Annotated in this window: 17 protein-coding genes and 1 riboswitch; of the genes, 8 read left to right on the forward strand and 9 right to left on the reverse strand. The window is 74.6% G+C overall.

The window, feature by feature from the left end; translation table 11 throughout:
• Positions 1-37 precede the first annotated feature (37 nt).
• Both ACQEVZ_RS13835 and ACQEVZ_RS13840 read left to right on the forward strand, forming a co-directional pair.
• A complete protein-coding gene (locus ACQEVZ_RS13835) occupies positions 38-823 on the forward strand; it encodes an SMI1/KNR4 family protein (protein WP_433366168.1) in 786 nt (261 codons plus the stop codon).
• A gap of 78 nt (positions 824-901) precedes the next feature.
• A complete protein-coding gene (locus tag ACQEVZ_RS13840) occupies positions 902-1,363 on the forward strand; it encodes a hypothetical protein (protein ID WP_344502493.1) in 462 nt (153 codons plus the stop codon).
• Between the two features lie 40 nt (positions 1,364-1,403).
• Here the strand turns inward: ACQEVZ_RS13840 and ACQEVZ_RS13845 are convergent, their stop codons facing one another.
• Complete coding sequence (locus ACQEVZ_RS13845; protein WP_354893428.1) at positions 1,404-2,159, reverse strand: AraC family transcriptional regulator; 756 nt, start codon at positions 2,157-2,159, stop codon at positions 1,404-1,406.
• Between the two features lie 54 nt (positions 2,160-2,213).
• Here ACQEVZ_RS13845 and ACQEVZ_RS13850 point away from each other — a divergent pair, with 54 nt between their 5' ends.
• On the forward strand, positions 2,214-3,410 hold the full coding sequence (locus ACQEVZ_RS13850; RefSeq protein WP_433366173.1) for an MFS transporter: 1,197 nt from the start codon (positions 2,214-2,216) through the stop codon (positions 3,408-3,410).
• A 7-nt stretch (positions 3,411-3,417) separates the two neighbouring features.
• On the opposite strand, the gene ACQEVZ_RS13855 is transcribed toward ACQEVZ_RS13850, so the two are convergent.
• From ACQEVZ_RS13855 to ACQEVZ_RS13885, 7 genes are all read right to left on the reverse strand, one after another.
• On the reverse strand, positions 3,418-3,612 hold the full coding sequence (locus tag ACQEVZ_RS13855; RefSeq protein WP_344502497.1) for a hypothetical protein: 195 nt from the start codon (positions 3,610-3,612) through the stop codon (positions 3,418-3,420).
• A gap of 84 nt (positions 3,613-3,696) precedes the next feature.
• Positions 3,697-4,275, reverse strand: a complete 579-nt coding sequence (locus tag ACQEVZ_RS13860) for a transglutaminase-like domain-containing protein (protein WP_433366176.1) — start codon at positions 4,273-4,275, stop codon at positions 3,697-3,699.
• Positions 4,272-5,015 (reverse strand): precorrin-4 C(11)-methyltransferase, encoded by a 744-nt coding sequence (gene cobM, locus ACQEVZ_RS13865; protein WP_344502499.1) that lies wholly within the window; start codon positions 5,013-5,015, stop codon positions 4,272-4,274. The genes ACQEVZ_RS13860 and cobM overlap by 4 nt, the downstream gene beginning before the upstream one ends.
• Positions 5,012-6,739, reverse strand: coding sequence for a precorrin-6y C5,15-methyltransferase (decarboxylating) subunit CbiE (cbiE, locus tag ACQEVZ_RS13870; protein WP_433366180.1), 1,728 nt, complete (start codon positions 6,737-6,739; stop codon positions 5,012-5,014). Before cbiE ends, cobM begins: the two co-directional genes overlap by 4 nt.
• Positions 6,730-8,070, reverse strand: a complete 1,341-nt coding sequence (locus ACQEVZ_RS13875) for a cobyrinate a,c-diamide synthase (RefSeq protein WP_433366183.1) — start codon at positions 8,068-8,070, stop codon at positions 6,730-6,732. Before ACQEVZ_RS13875 ends, cbiE begins: the two co-directional genes overlap by 10 nt.
• Positions 8,064-8,666, reverse strand: a complete 603-nt coding sequence (gene cobO / locus ACQEVZ_RS13880; RefSeq protein ID WP_344502501.1) for a cob(I)yrinic acid a,c-diamide adenosyltransferase — start codon at positions 8,664-8,666, stop codon at positions 8,064-8,066. Before cobO ends, ACQEVZ_RS13875 begins: the two co-directional genes overlap by 7 nt.
• A 2-nt stretch (positions 8,667-8,668) precedes the next feature.
• The gene (locus ACQEVZ_RS13885; RefSeq protein ID WP_433366187.1) at positions 8,669-10,774 is read right to left on the reverse strand and encodes a VWA domain-containing protein; all 2,106 of its coding nucleotides are present in this window, start codon (positions 10,772-10,774) and stop codon (positions 8,669-8,671) included.
• A 35-nt stretch (positions 10,775-10,809) separates the two neighbouring features.
• Positions 10,810-10,982: riboswitch (cobalamin riboswitch) on the reverse strand.
• A gap of 70 nt (positions 10,983-11,052) precedes the next feature.
• Here ACQEVZ_RS13885 and ACQEVZ_RS13890 point away from each other — a divergent pair.
• From ACQEVZ_RS13890 to ACQEVZ_RS13900, 3 genes are all read left to right on the forward strand, one after another.
• Complete coding sequence (locus ACQEVZ_RS13890; protein WP_433366190.1) at positions 11,053-11,904, forward strand: hypothetical protein; 852 nt, start codon at positions 11,053-11,055, stop codon at positions 11,902-11,904.
• Between the two features lie 76 nt (positions 11,905-11,980).
• Positions 11,981-12,766 (forward strand): hypothetical protein, encoded by a 786-nt coding sequence (locus ACQEVZ_RS13895; RefSeq protein WP_344502504.1) that lies wholly within the window; start codon positions 11,981-11,983, stop codon positions 12,764-12,766.
• Positions 12,767-12,779: 13 nt separating this feature from the next.
• On the forward strand, positions 12,780-13,160 hold the full coding sequence (locus ACQEVZ_RS13900; protein WP_344502505.1) for a hypothetical protein: 381 nt from the start codon (positions 12,780-12,782) through the stop codon (positions 13,158-13,160).
• Positions 13,161-13,184: 24 nt separating this feature from the next.
• Here ACQEVZ_RS13900 and ACQEVZ_RS13905 read toward each other — a convergent pair whose 3' ends face one another.
• Positions 13,185-13,931, reverse strand: coding sequence for a copper resistance CopC family protein (locus ACQEVZ_RS13905; protein WP_344502507.1), 747 nt, complete (start codon positions 13,929-13,931; stop codon positions 13,185-13,187).
• Between the two features lie 87 nt (positions 13,932-14,018).
• Here ACQEVZ_RS13905 and ACQEVZ_RS13910 point away from each other — a divergent pair, with 87 nt between their 5' ends.
• Both ACQEVZ_RS13910 and ACQEVZ_RS13915 read left to right on the forward strand, forming a co-directional pair.
• The gene (locus tag ACQEVZ_RS13910; protein WP_344502508.1) at positions 14,019-14,468 is read left to right on the forward strand and encodes a hypothetical protein; all 450 of its coding nucleotides are present in this window, start codon (positions 14,019-14,021) and stop codon (positions 14,466-14,468) included.
• Positions 14,465-15,712 carry a hypothetical protein gene (locus tag ACQEVZ_RS13915; protein ID WP_433366195.1) on the forward strand — a complete coding sequence of 416 codons (1,248 nt, stop codon included), beginning with the start codon at positions 14,465-14,467 and terminating at the stop codon, positions 15,710-15,712. The genes ACQEVZ_RS13910 and ACQEVZ_RS13915 overlap by 4 nt, the downstream gene beginning before the upstream one ends.
• The last annotated feature ends 140 nt before the right edge of the window (positions 15,713-15,852 follow it).

Below are 15,852 nucleotides of genomic sequence, written 5' to 3' on the forward strand. Positions count from 1 at the left end.
ACCCACGGGTGGAGACGCGGCCGCTAGGGTCGACCCCGTGACCGACATCGAGCCGCGCCTCGCCAGGATCCGGCGGCTGTTCGCCCGCCTGCACGACCTCGGCTGGACCGAGGCCGCACCCGCCCCGCTGGACCCGTCCACAGTGGAGGGTTTCGAGTCCCGGCACGGGATCCGCCTGCCGGAGAACTACCGCCGTTACCTGCTCGAGTTCGGCGACGCCGACACGGGGCTGCTGGCCCTGGCCGCGTACGGCACGCCACTGTCCAAGCAGGACGAGGCCGAGGACTACTTCCGGTGCAACACGGAGCCGTTCCCGCTGGACCGTGCCTGGGCCGGCACGCCGGAGCAGCTGGAGGAGTACCAGGAGGAGATGGGCGAGGACGCGGACCATCTGGACCCGGACGACTTCTACGACATCGACGGCGACCCCCGCGACGGGATGCTGCACCTCGGCGGCACCCGCAGCCAGCTGTACGCGTGGCTGGTCCTCAACGGCCCGTTCGCGGGCACGGTCTGGGTCGACAGCACCGGCTATGCGCCGGACGGCTGGCTCGCCCCGGCGGTGGACATGCTGCAGGAGTTCGTCCCCGAGCAATGGTGGGAGCCGCTGCGCGACGAGCCGTGGTTCCCGGCCGCCGAGGAGCCCGTCGGCGGCCCGGACTTCCTCGACCTGACCGGCGACTGCCTGGCCCGCGTCGTGCTGCGCGCCGAGCTGCGCCGGGCGGTGCCCGCCGACCGCGTCCGCGCCGTCGACGAGCAGCTCACCGGCCTCAGGTACGGCTACCAGTACGACTTCCGGAAGCTCATGCGCATCGACGCCTGACATCCGCCGACTGTCCAATGTAGATGTCCGCTAGCCGACAACCACGCGGCCCTCGGAGACGACAGGATTCCGCGTGTGATGACACGAGCGTTGCTCCCGATCGCCGTCGCGGCGATCGCCCTCGCCGGCTGCTCCTCCGAGGACCCGGCCGACACCACCGCGGCACCCGCATCCACCAGCACCGCTCCGGCCGCCGGCACGTCCAGCGCGGCGGCACCGTCCAGCGCGGCACCGGCCGCGTCCGGCTCGGCGGCGACCGGCGGGGGCTGCCCCGTCGACGCGGCCACGCTGCAGAAGGCGTTCCAGGCCAACGCCGAGGTCGCCGGGGCGATCATCCTCGGCAAGGGCTTCAAGGACATCAGCTGCTACCAGGGGTACGCGACGGCCCTGACGCAGCCGGAGGCGATGGACACGGCCGTCGTCGTGTTCAAGTACGACGGCACGAACAAGGTCTGGAAGGCGCTCATCGGCGGCACCGACAACGTCTGCCAGGACACGGTGCCGGCGTCGATCCGCCCGAAGCTCAAGCACTGCACCTGATTCCATTCCGGGACGCGCAGGGCGACGGGCCGGCCGCGCCTCAGCCGGCCCGTTCGCGGGCCGCGTAGACGCCCGGGGTCTGGCCGGTCGCGCGGCGGAACGTGTCGACGAAGCTGCTCGGCGTCGCGAACCCGCACCGGTGCGCGACCGCCGTGACCGGCAGCCCACCCGCGAGGAGGATCATCGCGCGGTACACGCGGACGTTGGTGCGCCACTGCGGATACGTCATCCCGAACTCGGCGCGGAACAGCCTTGCCAGGGTCCGCTCGCTCGCGCCGGCCTCCCGGGCCAGCGAGGCGAGGGTCCGCGGCTCGTCGAGGCGGTCCGCGGCGGCCGCGCACGCGGCGGCGAGCCTCCCGTCGCGGGCGGTGGGCAGCGCGACCGGCTCCTGCGGCGCGCGGTGCAGCCGGTCCCGGATCACCGCCCTCAGCCGCGTCTCCTCATCGGCCGGCAGGTCCGCGTCGGTACAGGCGACGAGCAGTTCTCGAAGGAGCGGGCCGACCGCGACGACGGTCGGCGCGCCGGCCGGCAGCGGCGGGTCGTCCTCGTCGGCGAACCCGACGGTGTGGAACGCGCTCGCGCCGTGGAACCGGTGCTCGTGCCAGCAGCCGGCGGGAATCCACACGGCCCGGTCCGCCGCCGCGACCCACCCGCCGGCCTCCGTCTGCACGGCGATGACCCCGCGGCTCACGTACACCAGCTGATGCTGGTCGTGGCGGTGCCGGTCGATGTGGAAGCCGGAGCCGTGCTCGGTGGCTTTCGTCGGAGCGACCGGCATGTGGCGGATGTTCGACATCGATCGGCAGAATACCGGAAGCCCGCACCGTACACCCGCTGCGATCTTGAACGGGTGACTGTTGCAACTGCGATCGCCTCCCCGTGGCGGCGCATGCGGGTGTGGGCGGCGGCGCACGCCGTCGACGACTTCTACCAGGGGCTCGTGCCCGCCGCGGTGCCGTACTTCGTCCTCGACCGCCACTACGGCTACGTCGCCGCCGCGGGGCTCGCCATGGCCGCCGCGCTCGGCAGCTCCCTGCCGCAGCTCGTCTTCGGCGTGCTCGCCGACCGGCGCCGCCTGCCGTGGATGTCGCCGGTGGGGGTGGCCCTGGCCGGCACCGGCGCGGGCCTCGCCGGGGTGGCGCCGTCGTACCCCATGGTCTGGACCCTCCTGCTGCTGTCCGGCCTCGGCGTGGCGATGTTCCACCCGGCGGCGGGGCGCGACGCGCGGCTCGCGGCGGGGTCGAGCGCGACCGCGATGAGCTACTTCGCCGCGGGCGGCAGCGTCGGCTTCTTCGTCGCCCCCGCCCTGGCGACCCCGGCGCTGGACGCGTGGGGCGTGGGCGCCACCGCCCTGTTCATCCCGCCGGCCGTGCTCATGGGCTTCGTCCTGCTCCGCCACCAGCGCCGCACCACGGGCGCCGTCGCCGCGCGGGCCGCCGCCGAGGGGCGGGACCGGCCCGCGCAGTTCGCCGTCCTCGCGTCGGTGGAGATCGTCCGCTCGGCGGTGTCGTTCGGCGTCAACACGTTCGTCGCCCTCTACTGGATCGACACCCTCGGCGCCTCGCCCACCCTCGGCGGCGCCGCCCTCGCCCTGCAGCTCGGCGGCGGCGTCCTGGGCACCCTCGCCGGCGGCCGGATCGCCGACCGGATCGGCCTCGTGCGCACCGTTCGCCTGGGGAACCTGCTGCTCGGCCCGGCGATCGCCGTCATGCTCCTGTGCCCGTCGCCCTACCTGGCGCTGCCGCTGGTGCTGCTGGTCGGCCTGGTCACGAACATCCCGTTCGCCGTGCTGGTCAAGCTGGGCCAGGACTACCTGCCGACCCGCCCCGGCACCGCGGCCGGCGTCACCCTGGGCCTGGCCGTCAGCGCCGGCGGCCTGGCGATGCCGCTGCTCGGCCTCATCGCCGACCACCACGGGCCCCGCGGCGCCTTCATCGCCCTCGCCGTCGTGCCCGTGCTGGCGGCCGCCCTGTCCGCCGCCCTGCGCGAACCCGTTCCCGCGCCGGAACCGCGCCCGGCGGCGGTCTTGCAGGAGCCGCGCGTCTGACGGCCCGTCAGGCGACGCCGCCGATGACGGTGCGACCCTCGTCGGCGGCGGCGCGGTAGAACGCGGCGATCGCGTGGGAGACGAGCGTGACCGCCTGGCCCGGCCTCCACCAGCCTTCCTCCGCCAGCCCGTCGGCGATCGCCGCGGCCTCCGGTGCCGTCACCACGAACCCGTTGCCGTTGCCGAAGTCGAAGCCGACCACGGCACCGGTGCCGTCGAGCGCCCGGCCACCCCGCGGCGGAAGCCGGGAGAATGGCGGTGGTCCGCGCCATCGAGGTGCCGTAGGTCAGTGGCCGCTCAGGGAGGCGGGCAGGCCCACGGCGCACAGGGCGAGGACGTCGGTGGTGGAGCGCAGGGCGGCCAGGACGCCCGGGTCGGGGGTCGCGAACACGGGCTCGTAGTCGCACTCCCCCGCCGACGGGTCGACGGTGAAGGCCAGCCGCGGGCCGGCGAGCGAGAACTGCGCGTCGACGCCCGGCTTGTTGCCGCGCGGGTCCTGCCGGTGCCACCGGCCGTCGAGGTGCACGGCGACGAGGCCGTGCAGCACGAAGCCGCCGTCGCCGGTCGCGAGGCGCTGGTAGCAGAGGCCGGCCGGCACGCCCTCGGCCCGCAGCAGGGCGGCGAGCAGGTGCGACTTGGCGTAGCACAGCCCGACGCGCTGCTCGAGCACCTCCGCCGCGGTGATTGTCACCCGCGGATCCCCGGCATCGACCGGGTGCCGCACCTCGTCCCGTACGAACTCGAACGCCGACCGCGCGAAGCCGGTGTCGTCGCGCCCTTCCCGCAGCGCCGTCGCGGCCGCACGGACGGCCGGGTGGTCCGCCTGCACGACCTCGTCGCCGGCGAGGTACGGGTCGAGGCTCATGAGCGGTGGCGGGTGGTGGAGTACAGGTGGCTGTCGGGGAACTCCTCGGCGGTGAGGACGCGGCCGACGACGATGACGGCGGTGCGCAGGATGCCCGCCTCCTGGACCTGCTGGGCGATGTCGGCGAGGGTGCCGCGGAGGATGACCTCGTCGGGGCGGCTGGCGCGGGCGACGACGGCGGCGGGGCAGTCCTCGCCGTACCAGGGGACCAGCTCCTCGACGAGGACGGCGATGCGCTGCACGGCCAGGTGGAGCACGATCGTGGCGCGGCTGGCGGCCAGTGTGGACAGTTCCTCGCCCGGGGGCATCGGGGTGGCGCGGGCGGCGGTGCGGGTGAGGATGAGGGTCTGCGCGACGCCCGGCACGGTCAGCTCGCGGCCCAGGGACGCGGCCGCGGCGGCGAACGCGGGGACGCCCGGCACGATCTCGTAGGGCACGCCCGCGGCGTCGAGGCGGCGCAGCTGCTCGGCCATCGCGCTGAAGACCGACGGGTCGCCGGAGTGCAGCCGGGCGACGTCGAGGCCGGCGGCGTGCGCGGTGGTCAGCTCGGCGAGGATCTGGTCGAGGTCGAGGTTCGCGGTGTCGACGAGCCGGGCGCCGGGCGGGCACACGTCGAGGAGCTCGACCGGCACGAGGCTGCCCGCGTACAGGCAGACCGGGGTCCGGGCGAGGACGTCGCGGCCGCGGACCGTGATGAGGTCCGCGGCGCCCGGTCCGGCACCGATGAAGTACACCGTCATTTCCACACCACCCATTGCGTCACCGGCATCATCGGCCGCCAGGCGAGGAACCCGCCGACGGGTGCGGCACGCTGGACCGCGATCCGGGTCAGGGAGCCGCCGTGCGTCTCGTGGAGCTCGGCGACGAGCCGCTCCGAGGCGACGGTGACCGCGTTGACGACGAGCCGGCCGCCGGGGCGCAGCGCCGACCAGCAGCGCTCGAACACCCCTGCCGCGGTGAAGCCGCCGCCGATGAAGACGGCGTCCGGTGCCGCTTCGGACGGGGCGAGGCCGTCGAGCGCGCCGGGCGCGGCACCGACCACTGTGGACAGGTGCGGGACGCCGAGGGCACGGGCGTTGGCGGTGACCCGCTCGGCCCGGACGGGGTCGCGTTCGACGGCGACGGCGCGGCATGAGCGGTGCGCGCGCAGCCACTCGATCGCGATGCTGCCCGAGCCGGCGCCGACGTCCCACAGCAGCTCGCCGGGGCGGGGGCCGAGGGCGGCGAGGGTGACGGCGCGGATCTCGCGCTTGGTGAGCTGGCCGTCGCTGCTGTACGTGTCGTCTGCGAGTCCCGGCGTCAGGGCGGCACCGCTGCCGCGGCAGTCGACGGCGACGACGTTCAGCGGGCCGGCGGCCGTGACGTCGTGGTGGATCCGCTCGTCCGGGCCGCCGAGCGACTCCAGGACGGTGACGGTGCTGTCGCCGAACCCGGTCTCGGCGAGGATCGCGGCCACCGACGGCGGGGTGGCGGTGCCGGAGCTGAGGACGAGCACCCGGCGTCCATTGTGGAGGACGCGGCGCAGCGCGTCGACGGACCGGCCGACGGCGCTGACGACCTCGACGTCGTCCTGGGCCCAGCCGAGCCGCGCGCACGCGAGGGACACCGACGACGGGTGCGGCACCACGTGCACGTGCGCCGCGCCGAGCAGCCTGACGAGGGTGCTGCCGATGCCGTAGTACGTGGGGTCGCCGCTGGCGAGGACCACGACCCGGTCGGCGTGGTGCTCGGCGAGCAGCCGCGGCAGGGCGGGTACGAGCGGCGACGGCCACTCGACCCGCTTCGCGGTGACGGCGGCGAGGTCGAGCTGCCGGCCGCTGCCGAACACGACGGTGGCCTCGGCGATCGCGGCACGCCCGGCCGGCGACACGGACTCCAGGCCGTCGGCGCCGATCCCGACGACGGTCACCTCGGGCGCGACCGCCGCGACGGCGAGGGTCGCGACCGCGGACGACCGCCTGGCGACGACGAGCACCGCCGGTCCATCGAGCGAGGTCGTAGTGACCAACGTCTGTGCGGGGGGTGGCACGTCAGGCCGGCCGGGGACCGTCGCAGCCGACCCCGCCGAAGACGGCGCGGCAGACCCAGCCGAGGGCGACGCGGCAGACCCAGCCGAAGACAGTGCGGCGGACCCAGCCGGCGGCGGCGCGGTGGACCGGCCGGGGAGGGGCTTGGACGCGGCGGTGCGGGCGGTGAGCAGTGCGGCGGCCTCGGCGACGCTCGGGGTGCCGGTGTGGGCGGCGACCCGCGGCGACGGGTTCGGCACCTCGACGGCGGCGAGCGCGGACGCCGGGTGGGTGACGACCTCCCAGCCGTGCCGGGACGCCAGCTCCTCCGCCAGGCCCGCCCGGGTGTCCACAGTGGACAGGGCGACCACCACGTCGCCGGTGAAGGCGGGCAGGAGGGCCTCGACGTCGGCGGCGGTGGCGGTGGAGCGGGCGCCGAACCCGAGCACTACGCGCATGCCGAGACCAGCCTGTGCGCGAGGTGCGGGGCGCCGGCCCAGTGCAGGTGCAGGTACGACGCGTGCACCGACCCAGCCGCGAACCCCTCGCGGACCGCCCCGCGCTCGCCGTGCCAGGCCCACGCGGGCGTGGCGCCGGAGGACGGGCTGACGGCGGTGCGGTGGAACTCGTGGCCGCTGACCCGGGTGCCGGCGGCGGCGAGGACGCTGTCCGCGACGGCGACGGCGTCGCGGTAGCCGAGGGTCAGCTTCGGGGTCATGGCGGCGTCGACGGGCAGCACCCCGCACATCGGCCGGCCGTCCAGGGTCCGCGCCAGCCACAGCAGCCCGGCGCACTCGGCCGCGATCGGGGCGCCGCGGGCGGCCAGCGCGGCGACCGCCTCGCGGAGCGGCGTGTTGTCGGACAGCTGCTGGGCGTACACCTCGGGGAAACCGCCACCGACGACGAGCCCGCGCGTGCCGGGCGGCAGCGCCTCGTCCCGCAACGGGTCCACGGTGGACACCTCGGCGCCGGCGGCGGTGAGCAGCTCGACCGTCTCGGCGTAGCTGAAGGAGAACGCGGGCCCGCCGGCGACCGCGACCACGGGCCGCCCGGCGACGGGCTCACCCACCGACGGCGTCCACGGCGCAGCGGCGAACGAGGGCGCCGAGCGGGCGACGGCGAGGACCGCGTCCAGGTCCACGCCGGAGGCGACCACGGCGGCGAGGGCCCGCACGGACTCGAGAGCCTCGGCGTGGCGTTCGACGACGGGGACGAGGCCGAGGTGCCGGGACGGGGCGGCGACCGCGTCATGGCGGCGCAGCACCCCGAGGACGGGCGTGCCGACCTCGGCGCACGCGTCGCGGAGGATCTGCTCGTGCCGGTCGGAGCCGACCCGGTTGAGCACCACCCCGGCGATGCGCACGCCGGACCCGAACGACCGGAACCCGTGCACGACCGCGGCGATCGACCGGGCCTGCGCGGTCGCGTCGACCACGAGGACGACGGGCGCGTCGAGCAGCTTCGCGACGTGCGCGGTGGAGCCGAGCTCGCCCGCGCCGGTGCGCCCGTCGAACAGGCCCATGACCCCCTCGACGACCGCGACGTCGGCGCCGGATGAGCCGTGCGCGAACAGCGGACCGATCCGTTCCTCGCCGACGAGGACCGGGTCGAGGTTGCGGCCGGGGCGGCCGGCGGCGAGCGCGTGGTAGCCGGGGTCGATGTAGTCCGGGCCGACCTTGAACGGCGCCACGCGCAGGCCGCGGGCCGCGAACGCGGCGAGGAGCCCGGTCGCCACGGTCGTCTTGCCGTGGCCGGAGGCCGGCGCCGCGACGACGATGCGGGCTACCACTCGATGCCCTGCTGGCCTTTACGCCCCGCGTCCATGGGGTGCTTGACCTTCGTCATGTCGGTGACGAGGTCGGCGATCGCGACGAGGTCGGGGTGCGCGTCGCGCCCGGTGATGACGACGTGCTGGTTGCCGGGCCGGTCCCGCAGGGTGGCGACGACGTCGGCGACGTCGACCCAGCCCCACTTCATCGGGTACGTGAACTCGTCGAGCACGTAGAACCGGTGCGCCTCCGCGGCCAGGTCGCGCTTGATCTGCTCCCAGCCTTCGGCGGCCTCGGCGGCGTGGTCGCGTTCGGTGCCGGGGCGCTGGATCCAGGACCAGCCCTCGCCCATCTTCTGCCACACGACGGGGCCGCCCTTGCCGGTCTCACCGAGGGCCTTGAGGGCGGTCTCCTCGCCGACGCGCCACTTGGGGCTCTTCACGAACTGGTAGACGGCGATCGGCCAGCCGGCGCTCCAGGCGCGCAGCGCCATCCCGAACGCGGCCGTCGACTTGCCCTTGCCCTGTCCGGTGTGGACGGCCAGGATGTGCTGCCGGCGGCGCTGGCGGGTGGTGAGCCCGTCGTCCGGCACGCTCTCGACCTTGCCCTGCGGCATGTTCAGCTCCCCACGGTGGACAGTGCCGACAGCGGCAGGCAGTCGGCGGACAGGGCCCGGGCGAGGCGGCCGGCGAGGCCGAGCCGCACGGGGCCGGACTCGCAGTCGACGACGACCGCGGGGATGCCGGCGAGCGCGGGCACGACGGTCATCGGGTCGGGCCCGCTGGTCGCGCGGCCGTCGGTGACGACGACGAGCAGCGGGCGGCGGCGGGCGTCGCGGCGCTTCTCGCCGTGCAGCGTGCGGGCGGCCTGGCGCAGTCCCGCGGCGAGGGGGGTCCGGCCGCCGGTGCGCAGCTCGGCGAGGCGCAGCACGCCGACCTCGTGGCTGGCGGTCGGCTCGAGGACCGTGGTGGCCTCCGCGCCGCGGAAGGTGATCATGCCGACCTTGTCCCGGCGCTGGTACGCGTCGCGCAGCAGCGACAGCACGGCCGTCTTCACGACGGTCATCCGCTGCCGGGCCGCCATCGACCCGGACGCGTCGACGACGAACAGCACGAGGTTGGCCTCCCGGCCCACCTTGACCGCCTCGCGCAGGTCGCGGGCGTGGACGCGGCGGGACCCGCGCAGCGCGGCGGCGCGCACGGTGTCGGGCAGGTGCAGGCTGACGAGCTTGCCGCTGGGCTGCCGGGACCGCACGACGCGGCCGTGCCGGCCGTGCGCGGGTGAGCGCCGCCCGGCGTGGGAGCCCTGCTGCCGGTTGGCCCTCCCACCGATCTTCAAGAGCCGCGTCTTGTACGGGGCCTGCGCGAACGCGAGGTCCCCGGCCGGGCCCGTGGCGGGACCGGTGCCCCCATCGACGTCCGACGTATTGACCATCGTTTGTTCGGGGGTCGGGCGGCCACCCGGATCGTCGACCGGACCCGACGAGCCGGAATTGTCGGACGAGCCGGTAGAAGCGCTCGGCGGAGGCGGGCCACCGCCGTCGGGACCGCCGCCGTCAGGACCGCCGCTGTCCGGGCCGCCGCCATCGGGGCCGTCGGTGTCAGGGCCGTCGTCAGGGCCGTCGTCAGGGCCGTCGTCAGGGCCGTCGTCAGGGCCGTCGTCAGGGCCGTCGGTGTCGGAGCCGCCGTCGTCGGAAGCGTCGTCGGGGCCGTTGAGCTCCTGGTCGAGGATCTCCTCCAGGCGCTCCTGGTCCGCGCCCGGCGGGTCCAGAGGGTCGCGGCGGCGCCGGTGCGGCAGCGCGAGCCGGGCCGCGTCCCGCAGGTCGTCCTTCGTCACGACGGTCCGGCCGTGCCAGGCGGCGACGGCGACCGCCGTGCGGGCCACGACGATGTCGGCGCGCAGGCCGTCCACCCGGTACGCGATGCAGATCCGCGCGATCCGGTCCAGCTGCGCGTCCGGCAGCGTGACCCGGGGCAGGATCTGCCTGGCGGCGGCGATCCTGCCCGCCAGGGCCGCGTCCTGCTCGACGTAGCGGGCGGCGAACCCGGCCGGGTCGTTCTCGTACTGCAGCCGCCGCCGCACCACCTCGGCCCGCGGCTCGACCGTGGCGGGCGCGGCCACGCCGACGACCAGGCCGAACCGGTCGACGAGCTGCGGCCGCGGCTCGCCCTCCTCCGGGTTCATGGTGCCGACGAGCAGGAAGCGGGCGGCGTGCTTGACGGAGACCCCGTCGCGCTCGACGTGGGCGCGGCCCATCGCGGCGGCGTCGAGGAGCAGGTCGACGAGGTGGTCGGGCAGCAGGTTGACCTCGTCGACGTAGAGGACGCCCCGGTGCGCGGCGGCGAGCAGGCCGGGCTCATAGGCCTTCACGCCCTCGCCGAGGGCCCGCTGCAGGTCGAGGGTGCCGACGACCCGGTCCTCGGTGGCGCCGACGGGCAGCTCGACCAGCGCGGAGCGGCGCCGGGCGGCGGGCGTGCCGGCGGTGTGCGGGCCGTCGGGGCACGAAGGGTCGGCAGCCAGAGGGTCGCAGGCGAAGCGGCAGCCGGCGACGACGTCGACCTCCGGCAGGAGCGCGGCGAGGCCACGCACGACGGTCGACTTGGCGGTGCCCTTCTCACCCCGGACGAGGACCCCACCGATCGCCGGTGACACGGCGGTGAGCAGCAGGGCCAGGCGCAGGTCGGGCAGGCCGACCACGGCCGAGAACGGATACGGCGACGTCACGGGCACATCCTCCTCGAGCGGGTCCGCGCCCGCTGGGTCATGGAGCACGAGCGGCTGGAGTCTCCTGACTCCCGGATCGCCGCCATCCCCCGACCTTCCGGCTTTCGGCCGTGGCCCTTGCGCTGGAGGGTGGCTCCCCGGTCACAGTGGCGGGACCGTCCCAGATTCGCACTGGGTTCCTCCCTTGACCGCTCGGGGTTCATCGTGTCCCACGGCTCCCAGTGACGTCAACGTGACCCAAATCCTTCGGGCCGGGCACGACCGGCCGAACAGATGACATGTGGAGGAGCGTCGCGCACGCCGTCCTGTGCGTCGTGTTGACCATGGGTCTGCTCGTCGCGTCGGTACGGCCGCGCCTGCCGCCCCTGGCGCCCGAGACGAGCGTGGCGCCGCCGGGCACCCGGGCCATGTGGCTGTGGGAGCGGGAGCGGCCGGAGGCCGTCGTCGACTGGGCGCAGGCACGCTCGGTGACGACGATCTTCGCGTACTACGACCCGCGCGCCGACGTGACGGAGCTGACCCGGTTGCGTGCGCTGTGTGACGACGCCGGGATCGCCCTCGACGCGCTCGGCGGCGAACCGGCCTGGACGACCGACCACGCGACCGCGCTCGCCTGGGCGCGGGCCGCCGCGGCGTCCGGCCTGTTCCGGGGGCTGCACGTCGACGTCGAGCCCTACCTGCTGCCGGCCTGGGAGGAGCGGCAGGCGGCGCTCGTACCGCAGCTGCTGCGGCTGCTGGACGAGCTGGTGCTGATCGGCCCGCCGGTCGAGCTCGACGTGCCCTTCTGGCTGCCGACGGTCCAGGTCGGCGGGGAGAACCTGGCTGACGCCGTGCTCGCCCGGGTCGACGGCGTCACGGTGATGAGCTACCGCAACACCGCGACCGGCGGCAACTCGATGCTCGGCGTCGCCGACGACCTGCTGCGGCGGGCCGGGAAGGCGGCGAAACCGGCCCGGCTGGGCGCGGAGACGCAGGCGCTCGGTGACTGCGCGTACTGCACGTTCCACGGCGGCACGGACAGCGCCATGCGAGCCACGCTCAGCGACGTCGACCGGGCCGCGCAGCGCTACGCCGCGTTCGAGGGAATCGCGGTGCACCAGTACGACACCTGGATAGCGCTCACCGGCTAGCTCAACCGGCCGCCGGCCCGGCCGATCTGGAATTCGTCATCAGGCAGCCATCATCAACAGAGAAGGACCTCTACCGATGCGCCGTTCAGCCTCGATCGCCCTCGCCTGCGCCGCGGGCGCGGCCGCCATCGTTCCCGCCGCGGCGCCGGCCAGCGCCGCGACCCCGGACCTGGGCCTGGTGGTGCCGCTGCTCGCGCCGATGCTGCCGGGGCAGTCGGGCTGGGTGGGCACACTGTGGGGTGCGGCCGACGACGTCTGCGACGTGCGGGTCACCGCCTCCGGGGCGGGCCTCACCATCACGTACCCGTCGAACACGCAGAGCTACTCGTCGCTGTCGAAGGGTGACTCGCTCGCCGCCGGGCGCGTGGACTACATCGCGTTCAACATCAGCGTCGCCACGAACAAGCTCGTGTCGCTGAACCCGGTGACGCTGAACTACTCGTACACCGAGAAGGCCGACGGCGCGACCACCTGCACCGGCACGAAGCGCACCGGCTCGCAGGTCGCGACCCTGCCGGTCGTGTCGGTCACCGGGGACGCCGTCACCCAGAAGACCTCGACGGTGACGGTGCCGAAGAAGACCCCGGTCTGGTCGCAGCTGGTGTTCCAGGCGCGCAAGGGCGGCGTCGACGACCTGCGCATCACCGTCTCCGGCGGCCCGACCGGCCTGGTCGTCAGCTACCCGCAGGAGCGCGCGTACACCCAGCCCAACCAGGCCGCGGCGCTGGCCGTCGGCACCGACGACTTCGCCGCCGTGAAGTTCGACGCCACGAACGTGGCGGTGGGCACCTACAAGCTGACGGTCAAGCAGACGTACGGCGGCATCACCGACACCAACGACCTCACGCTGGTCGTCGTCTAAGGAGGACGCTGACATGATCCGCTCGCGTGTGCTGCTCACCATCGCCGCCCTCGCGGTCACCGCCGGCCTGGCGGGCTGCGGCGACGAGGGCTCGAAGACCCCGGCGAAGATCTCCGCACCGTCGACGGCCGGACCGTCCGCCAGTGCGTCGTTGACACCCGAACGGATGGAGACGATCTTCCTGGACACGACCGCGGCGCACCTGTGCTCGGTCCAGTCGCGGGTCTACACCGACCCGGCGGCGATGGCCGACGCGTACGCCAGCAAACCCCTGTACACGGGGCTGGCCGACGCGCAGGTCGAGCAGTACCAGCAGCGGGTCATCGCCGACCCGGCCTTCGCCGAGCGGCTCACCGCGCAGATCCAGGCGACCTGCGGCACCACCACCGGCTGACCGGTGCCGTCGCGGCCGTCCTCCTCAGCGGAGGGCGGCCTTGCGGCGTTTCTTCTCCGGCTGCACCGGCGCACGCCGGGCCGCGAGCCCGATCATGAGGCCGACACCCACGATGAGCAGCGCCGGGATCAGCCAGTCGGTGAGCACGAACGGCGTCTTCACCGGCGCCGGCGCCGACACCGGCGGCTGCGCCTGCTGCGGGCCCTGGGTCGGCCCGACCGCCGCCGGCGGGGTGCCCTCCTTGTTGAGCGCGCGGGTCAGCGCCTCGGACGGGCCGGCGGTCGGCGCGGTCCAGCCCGCCGGCGCCGGCGTCACCGGGCCGCTGTAGGTGAACCGCAGCTGCCCCTTCACGGCCTCCCCGTCGGAGGCGACCGTCTGGTAGGCGGCCGTGTAAAGGCCCTGCTCAGGCCAGTGCGACACCGGGACGAGCGCCGGGAAACCGGTGTTGTACGACCTGGGCTCGAACTTCCCGTCGACCATGAAGTACTCCTGGACGGGCTTGTCGAGCCGCTTCGGCTCCCCGGTCCGCCAGCCGCCCTCGACCCGCAGCCCGGACGGCGCGGTGACCGTGAACCAGGCGAACGAGGCGGGCTGCTCGGTGAAGTACAGCGCCACCTCGGCGCGCGGCTTGTCGACGGTGCTGTCCTGCACCGGGTCGGACATGGCCAGCTGGCCGTGGGCCGAGGCAGGATGTGCGGGCAGCACGACGCCGAGCACGGCGACGAGCGCCAGCACCGCGATCTTCGACGCACCGACACGGACCGATCGCATCGGCACATGATGCCGGGTTCCCCCATGAGCGACAAGACGCTAAATTCACAGCCCTGACAAACCCCCCGTCGCCTCGGGAGCCTTTCCGTGCCTGCAGCTCGTGCCACCGTCCTCGCCGCCGCGCTCGTCCTGGCCCTCACGGGGTGCTCCGCCGACCCTGCAACACCTGCGCCGGCGCCGTCCACCACGACCGCGACGGCCGCCGCCGCCGGTACCGACGCGCCGTCACCAACGGCGGGAACCTCCTCGGCACCGCCGTCGCCGGTCGCGACCTTCGACAAGGAGATCGTCGTCACCGTCGCGAAGAAGAAGGTGACGCCGCCGACCGGCCGGGTCGAGGTCGCCAAGGGCAACCTGGTGCGGATCACCGTCACCTCCGACGTCGCCGACGAGCTGCACGTCCACGGCTACGACAAGAGCCTGGCGCTGCCGGCCGGGGCGCCCGCGTCGCTCGAGCTGCGGGTCGACCGGACCGGGCTGTTCGAGGTGGAGACGCACGCGTCGCACCTGGTGCTCTTCCAGCTCGTGGTCCGTTGAACACCGACCTCGCGCCGGTCCTGGCCCACGGTGTCGGCGGCCGCCAGGACCTGCCGCTCACGCTGGGCCAGCTGCTGGTCGGCGCCGCCGCCGCGTTGATCGTGTCGTTCGTGGTGCTCGGCGTCGCGTGGCGCGCCCCGCGGCTCGACCCCGCCGCCGGCCGCCCCGTGCGGACCATCCCGGTGCCCGCCGTCATCCCCCGGCTCGTGGGCATCCTGCTGCTGGCCGTCCTGGCGTGGACGTTCACGCTGCCCGACACGGCCGACAACCCGGCGGCCGGCATCGTGTACGTGCTGTTCTGGGTCGGGCTGGTGCCGCTGTCGCTCCTGCTCGGCCCCGTCTGGCGGGCCCTGAACCCGCTGCGCACGCTGTCGCTGGGCTTCAAGCCCCGCCGGGCGCTGCCCGAGGGCCTCGGCTACTGGCCCGCCGCCGCGGGGCTCTTCGCGTTCGCGTGGCTGGAGCTCGTCGCCCCCGACCGGGCGACCCTGCCCGTCATCGGCACCTGGCTGGCCGTGTACGCCGTGGCCATGCTCGCCGGCGCCTTCGTCTACGGCCCCGACTGGCACACCCGCGGCGACGCGTTCGAGGTGCTCAGCGACCTCGCCGGCCGGCTCGCCGTCATCGGCCGCCGCCCCGACGGCACGCTCGCCTGGCGCAACCCCCTCGACGGCATCGCCGGCCTGCGCCCCGCGCCCGGGCTCGTCGCCGTCGCCGTCGTGCTGCTCGGCGCCACCTTCTACGACGCGATGTCCGGCGCGCTCTTCTGGCTGCGGTTCACCCAGGAGAACGGGCTGCCCGCCCCCGTCACCGGCACCCTCGGCCTGCTGGCGGTCATCGGTGCGGTGGCGCTCGCGTACACCGTGGCGACCCGCACCTCGGGCCGGCGCGGCCACACGTCGGCGGAGCGCATGCCGGGCGAGCTGGCCCACTCGATCGTGCCGATCGTCGTCGGCTACGTCGTGGCGCACTACTACTCGCTGTTCGTCCTGGAGGGCCAGCGCACCGTCGCGCTCCTGTTCGACCGGCCGGACTTCGACCCGTGGACCGGCGTGATCACCCCGACGGGCGTCGCCAACGTCCAGATCACCGCGATCATCCTCGGCCACCTCGTCGGCACCGTCCTCGCCCACGACCGGGCCCTGAAGGTCTTCCCCCGCGCCCAGGCCATGACCGGCCAGGTGCCGCTGCTGGGATTGATGGTCGCCTACACCGTCGCGGGCCTGCTGCTGCTCTTCACCGGCTGAACCCCGCGCCGGAATGCTTGGTAGAGCGGCGCGAGGGAGGAGCGCCGCTCTACCGGTCCAGCGATATATGTGTATCGAAGGGGGGCCTTCGAGCTAGTCCGTGCGAGGGTCCCGGGGGGGGTTGAGACCCTTTCGGTTGC

The sequence above is a fragment of the Dactylosporangium sp. CA-152071 genome, assembly GCF_050936335.1.
Lineage (GTDB): Bacteria > Actinomycetota > Actinomycetes > Mycobacteriales > Micromonosporaceae > Dactylosporangium > Dactylosporangium maewongense.

What these genes read in the sequence shown, in the direction of transcription:
- ACQEVZ_RS13840 (WP_344502493.1), top strand. Translation starts at nt 902, where the DNA reads ATGACACGAGCGTTGCTCCCGATCGCCGTCGCGGCGATCGCCCTCGCC.
- ACQEVZ_RS13845 (WP_354893428.1), bottom strand. Translation starts at nt 2,159, where the DNA reads ATGTCGAACATCCGCCACATGCCGGTCGCTCCGACGAAAGCCACCGAG.
- ACQEVZ_RS13860 (WP_433366176.1), bottom strand. Translation starts at nt 4,275, where the DNA reads ATGAGCCTCGACCCGTACCTCGCCGGCGACGAGGTCGTGCAGGCGGAC.
- cobM (WP_344502499.1), bottom strand. Translation starts at nt 5,015, where the DNA reads ATGACGGTGTACTTCATCGGTGCCGGACCGGGCGCCGCGGACCTCATC.
- cbiE (WP_433366180.1), bottom strand. Translation starts at nt 6,739, where the DNA reads ATGCGCGTAGTGCTCGGGTTCGGCGCCCGCTCCACCGCCACCGCCGCC.
- cobO (WP_344502501.1), bottom strand. Translation starts at nt 8,666, where the DNA reads ATGCCGCAGGGCAAGGTCGAGAGCGTGCCGGACGACGGGCTCACCACC.
- ACQEVZ_RS13890 (WP_433366190.1), top strand. Translation starts at nt 11,053, where the DNA reads ATGTGGAGGAGCGTCGCGCACGCCGTCCTGTGCGTCGTGTTGACCATG.
- ACQEVZ_RS13895 (WP_344502504.1), top strand. Translation starts at nt 11,981, where the DNA reads ATGCGCCGTTCAGCCTCGATCGCCCTCGCCTGCGCCGCGGGCGCGGCC.
- ACQEVZ_RS13900 (WP_344502505.1), top strand. Translation starts at nt 12,780, where the DNA reads ATGATCCGCTCGCGTGTGCTGCTCACCATCGCCGCCCTCGCGGTCACC.
- ACQEVZ_RS13905 (WP_344502507.1), bottom strand. Translation starts at nt 13,931, where the DNA reads ATGCGATCGGTCCGTGTCGGTGCGTCGAAGATCGCGGTGCTGGCGCTC.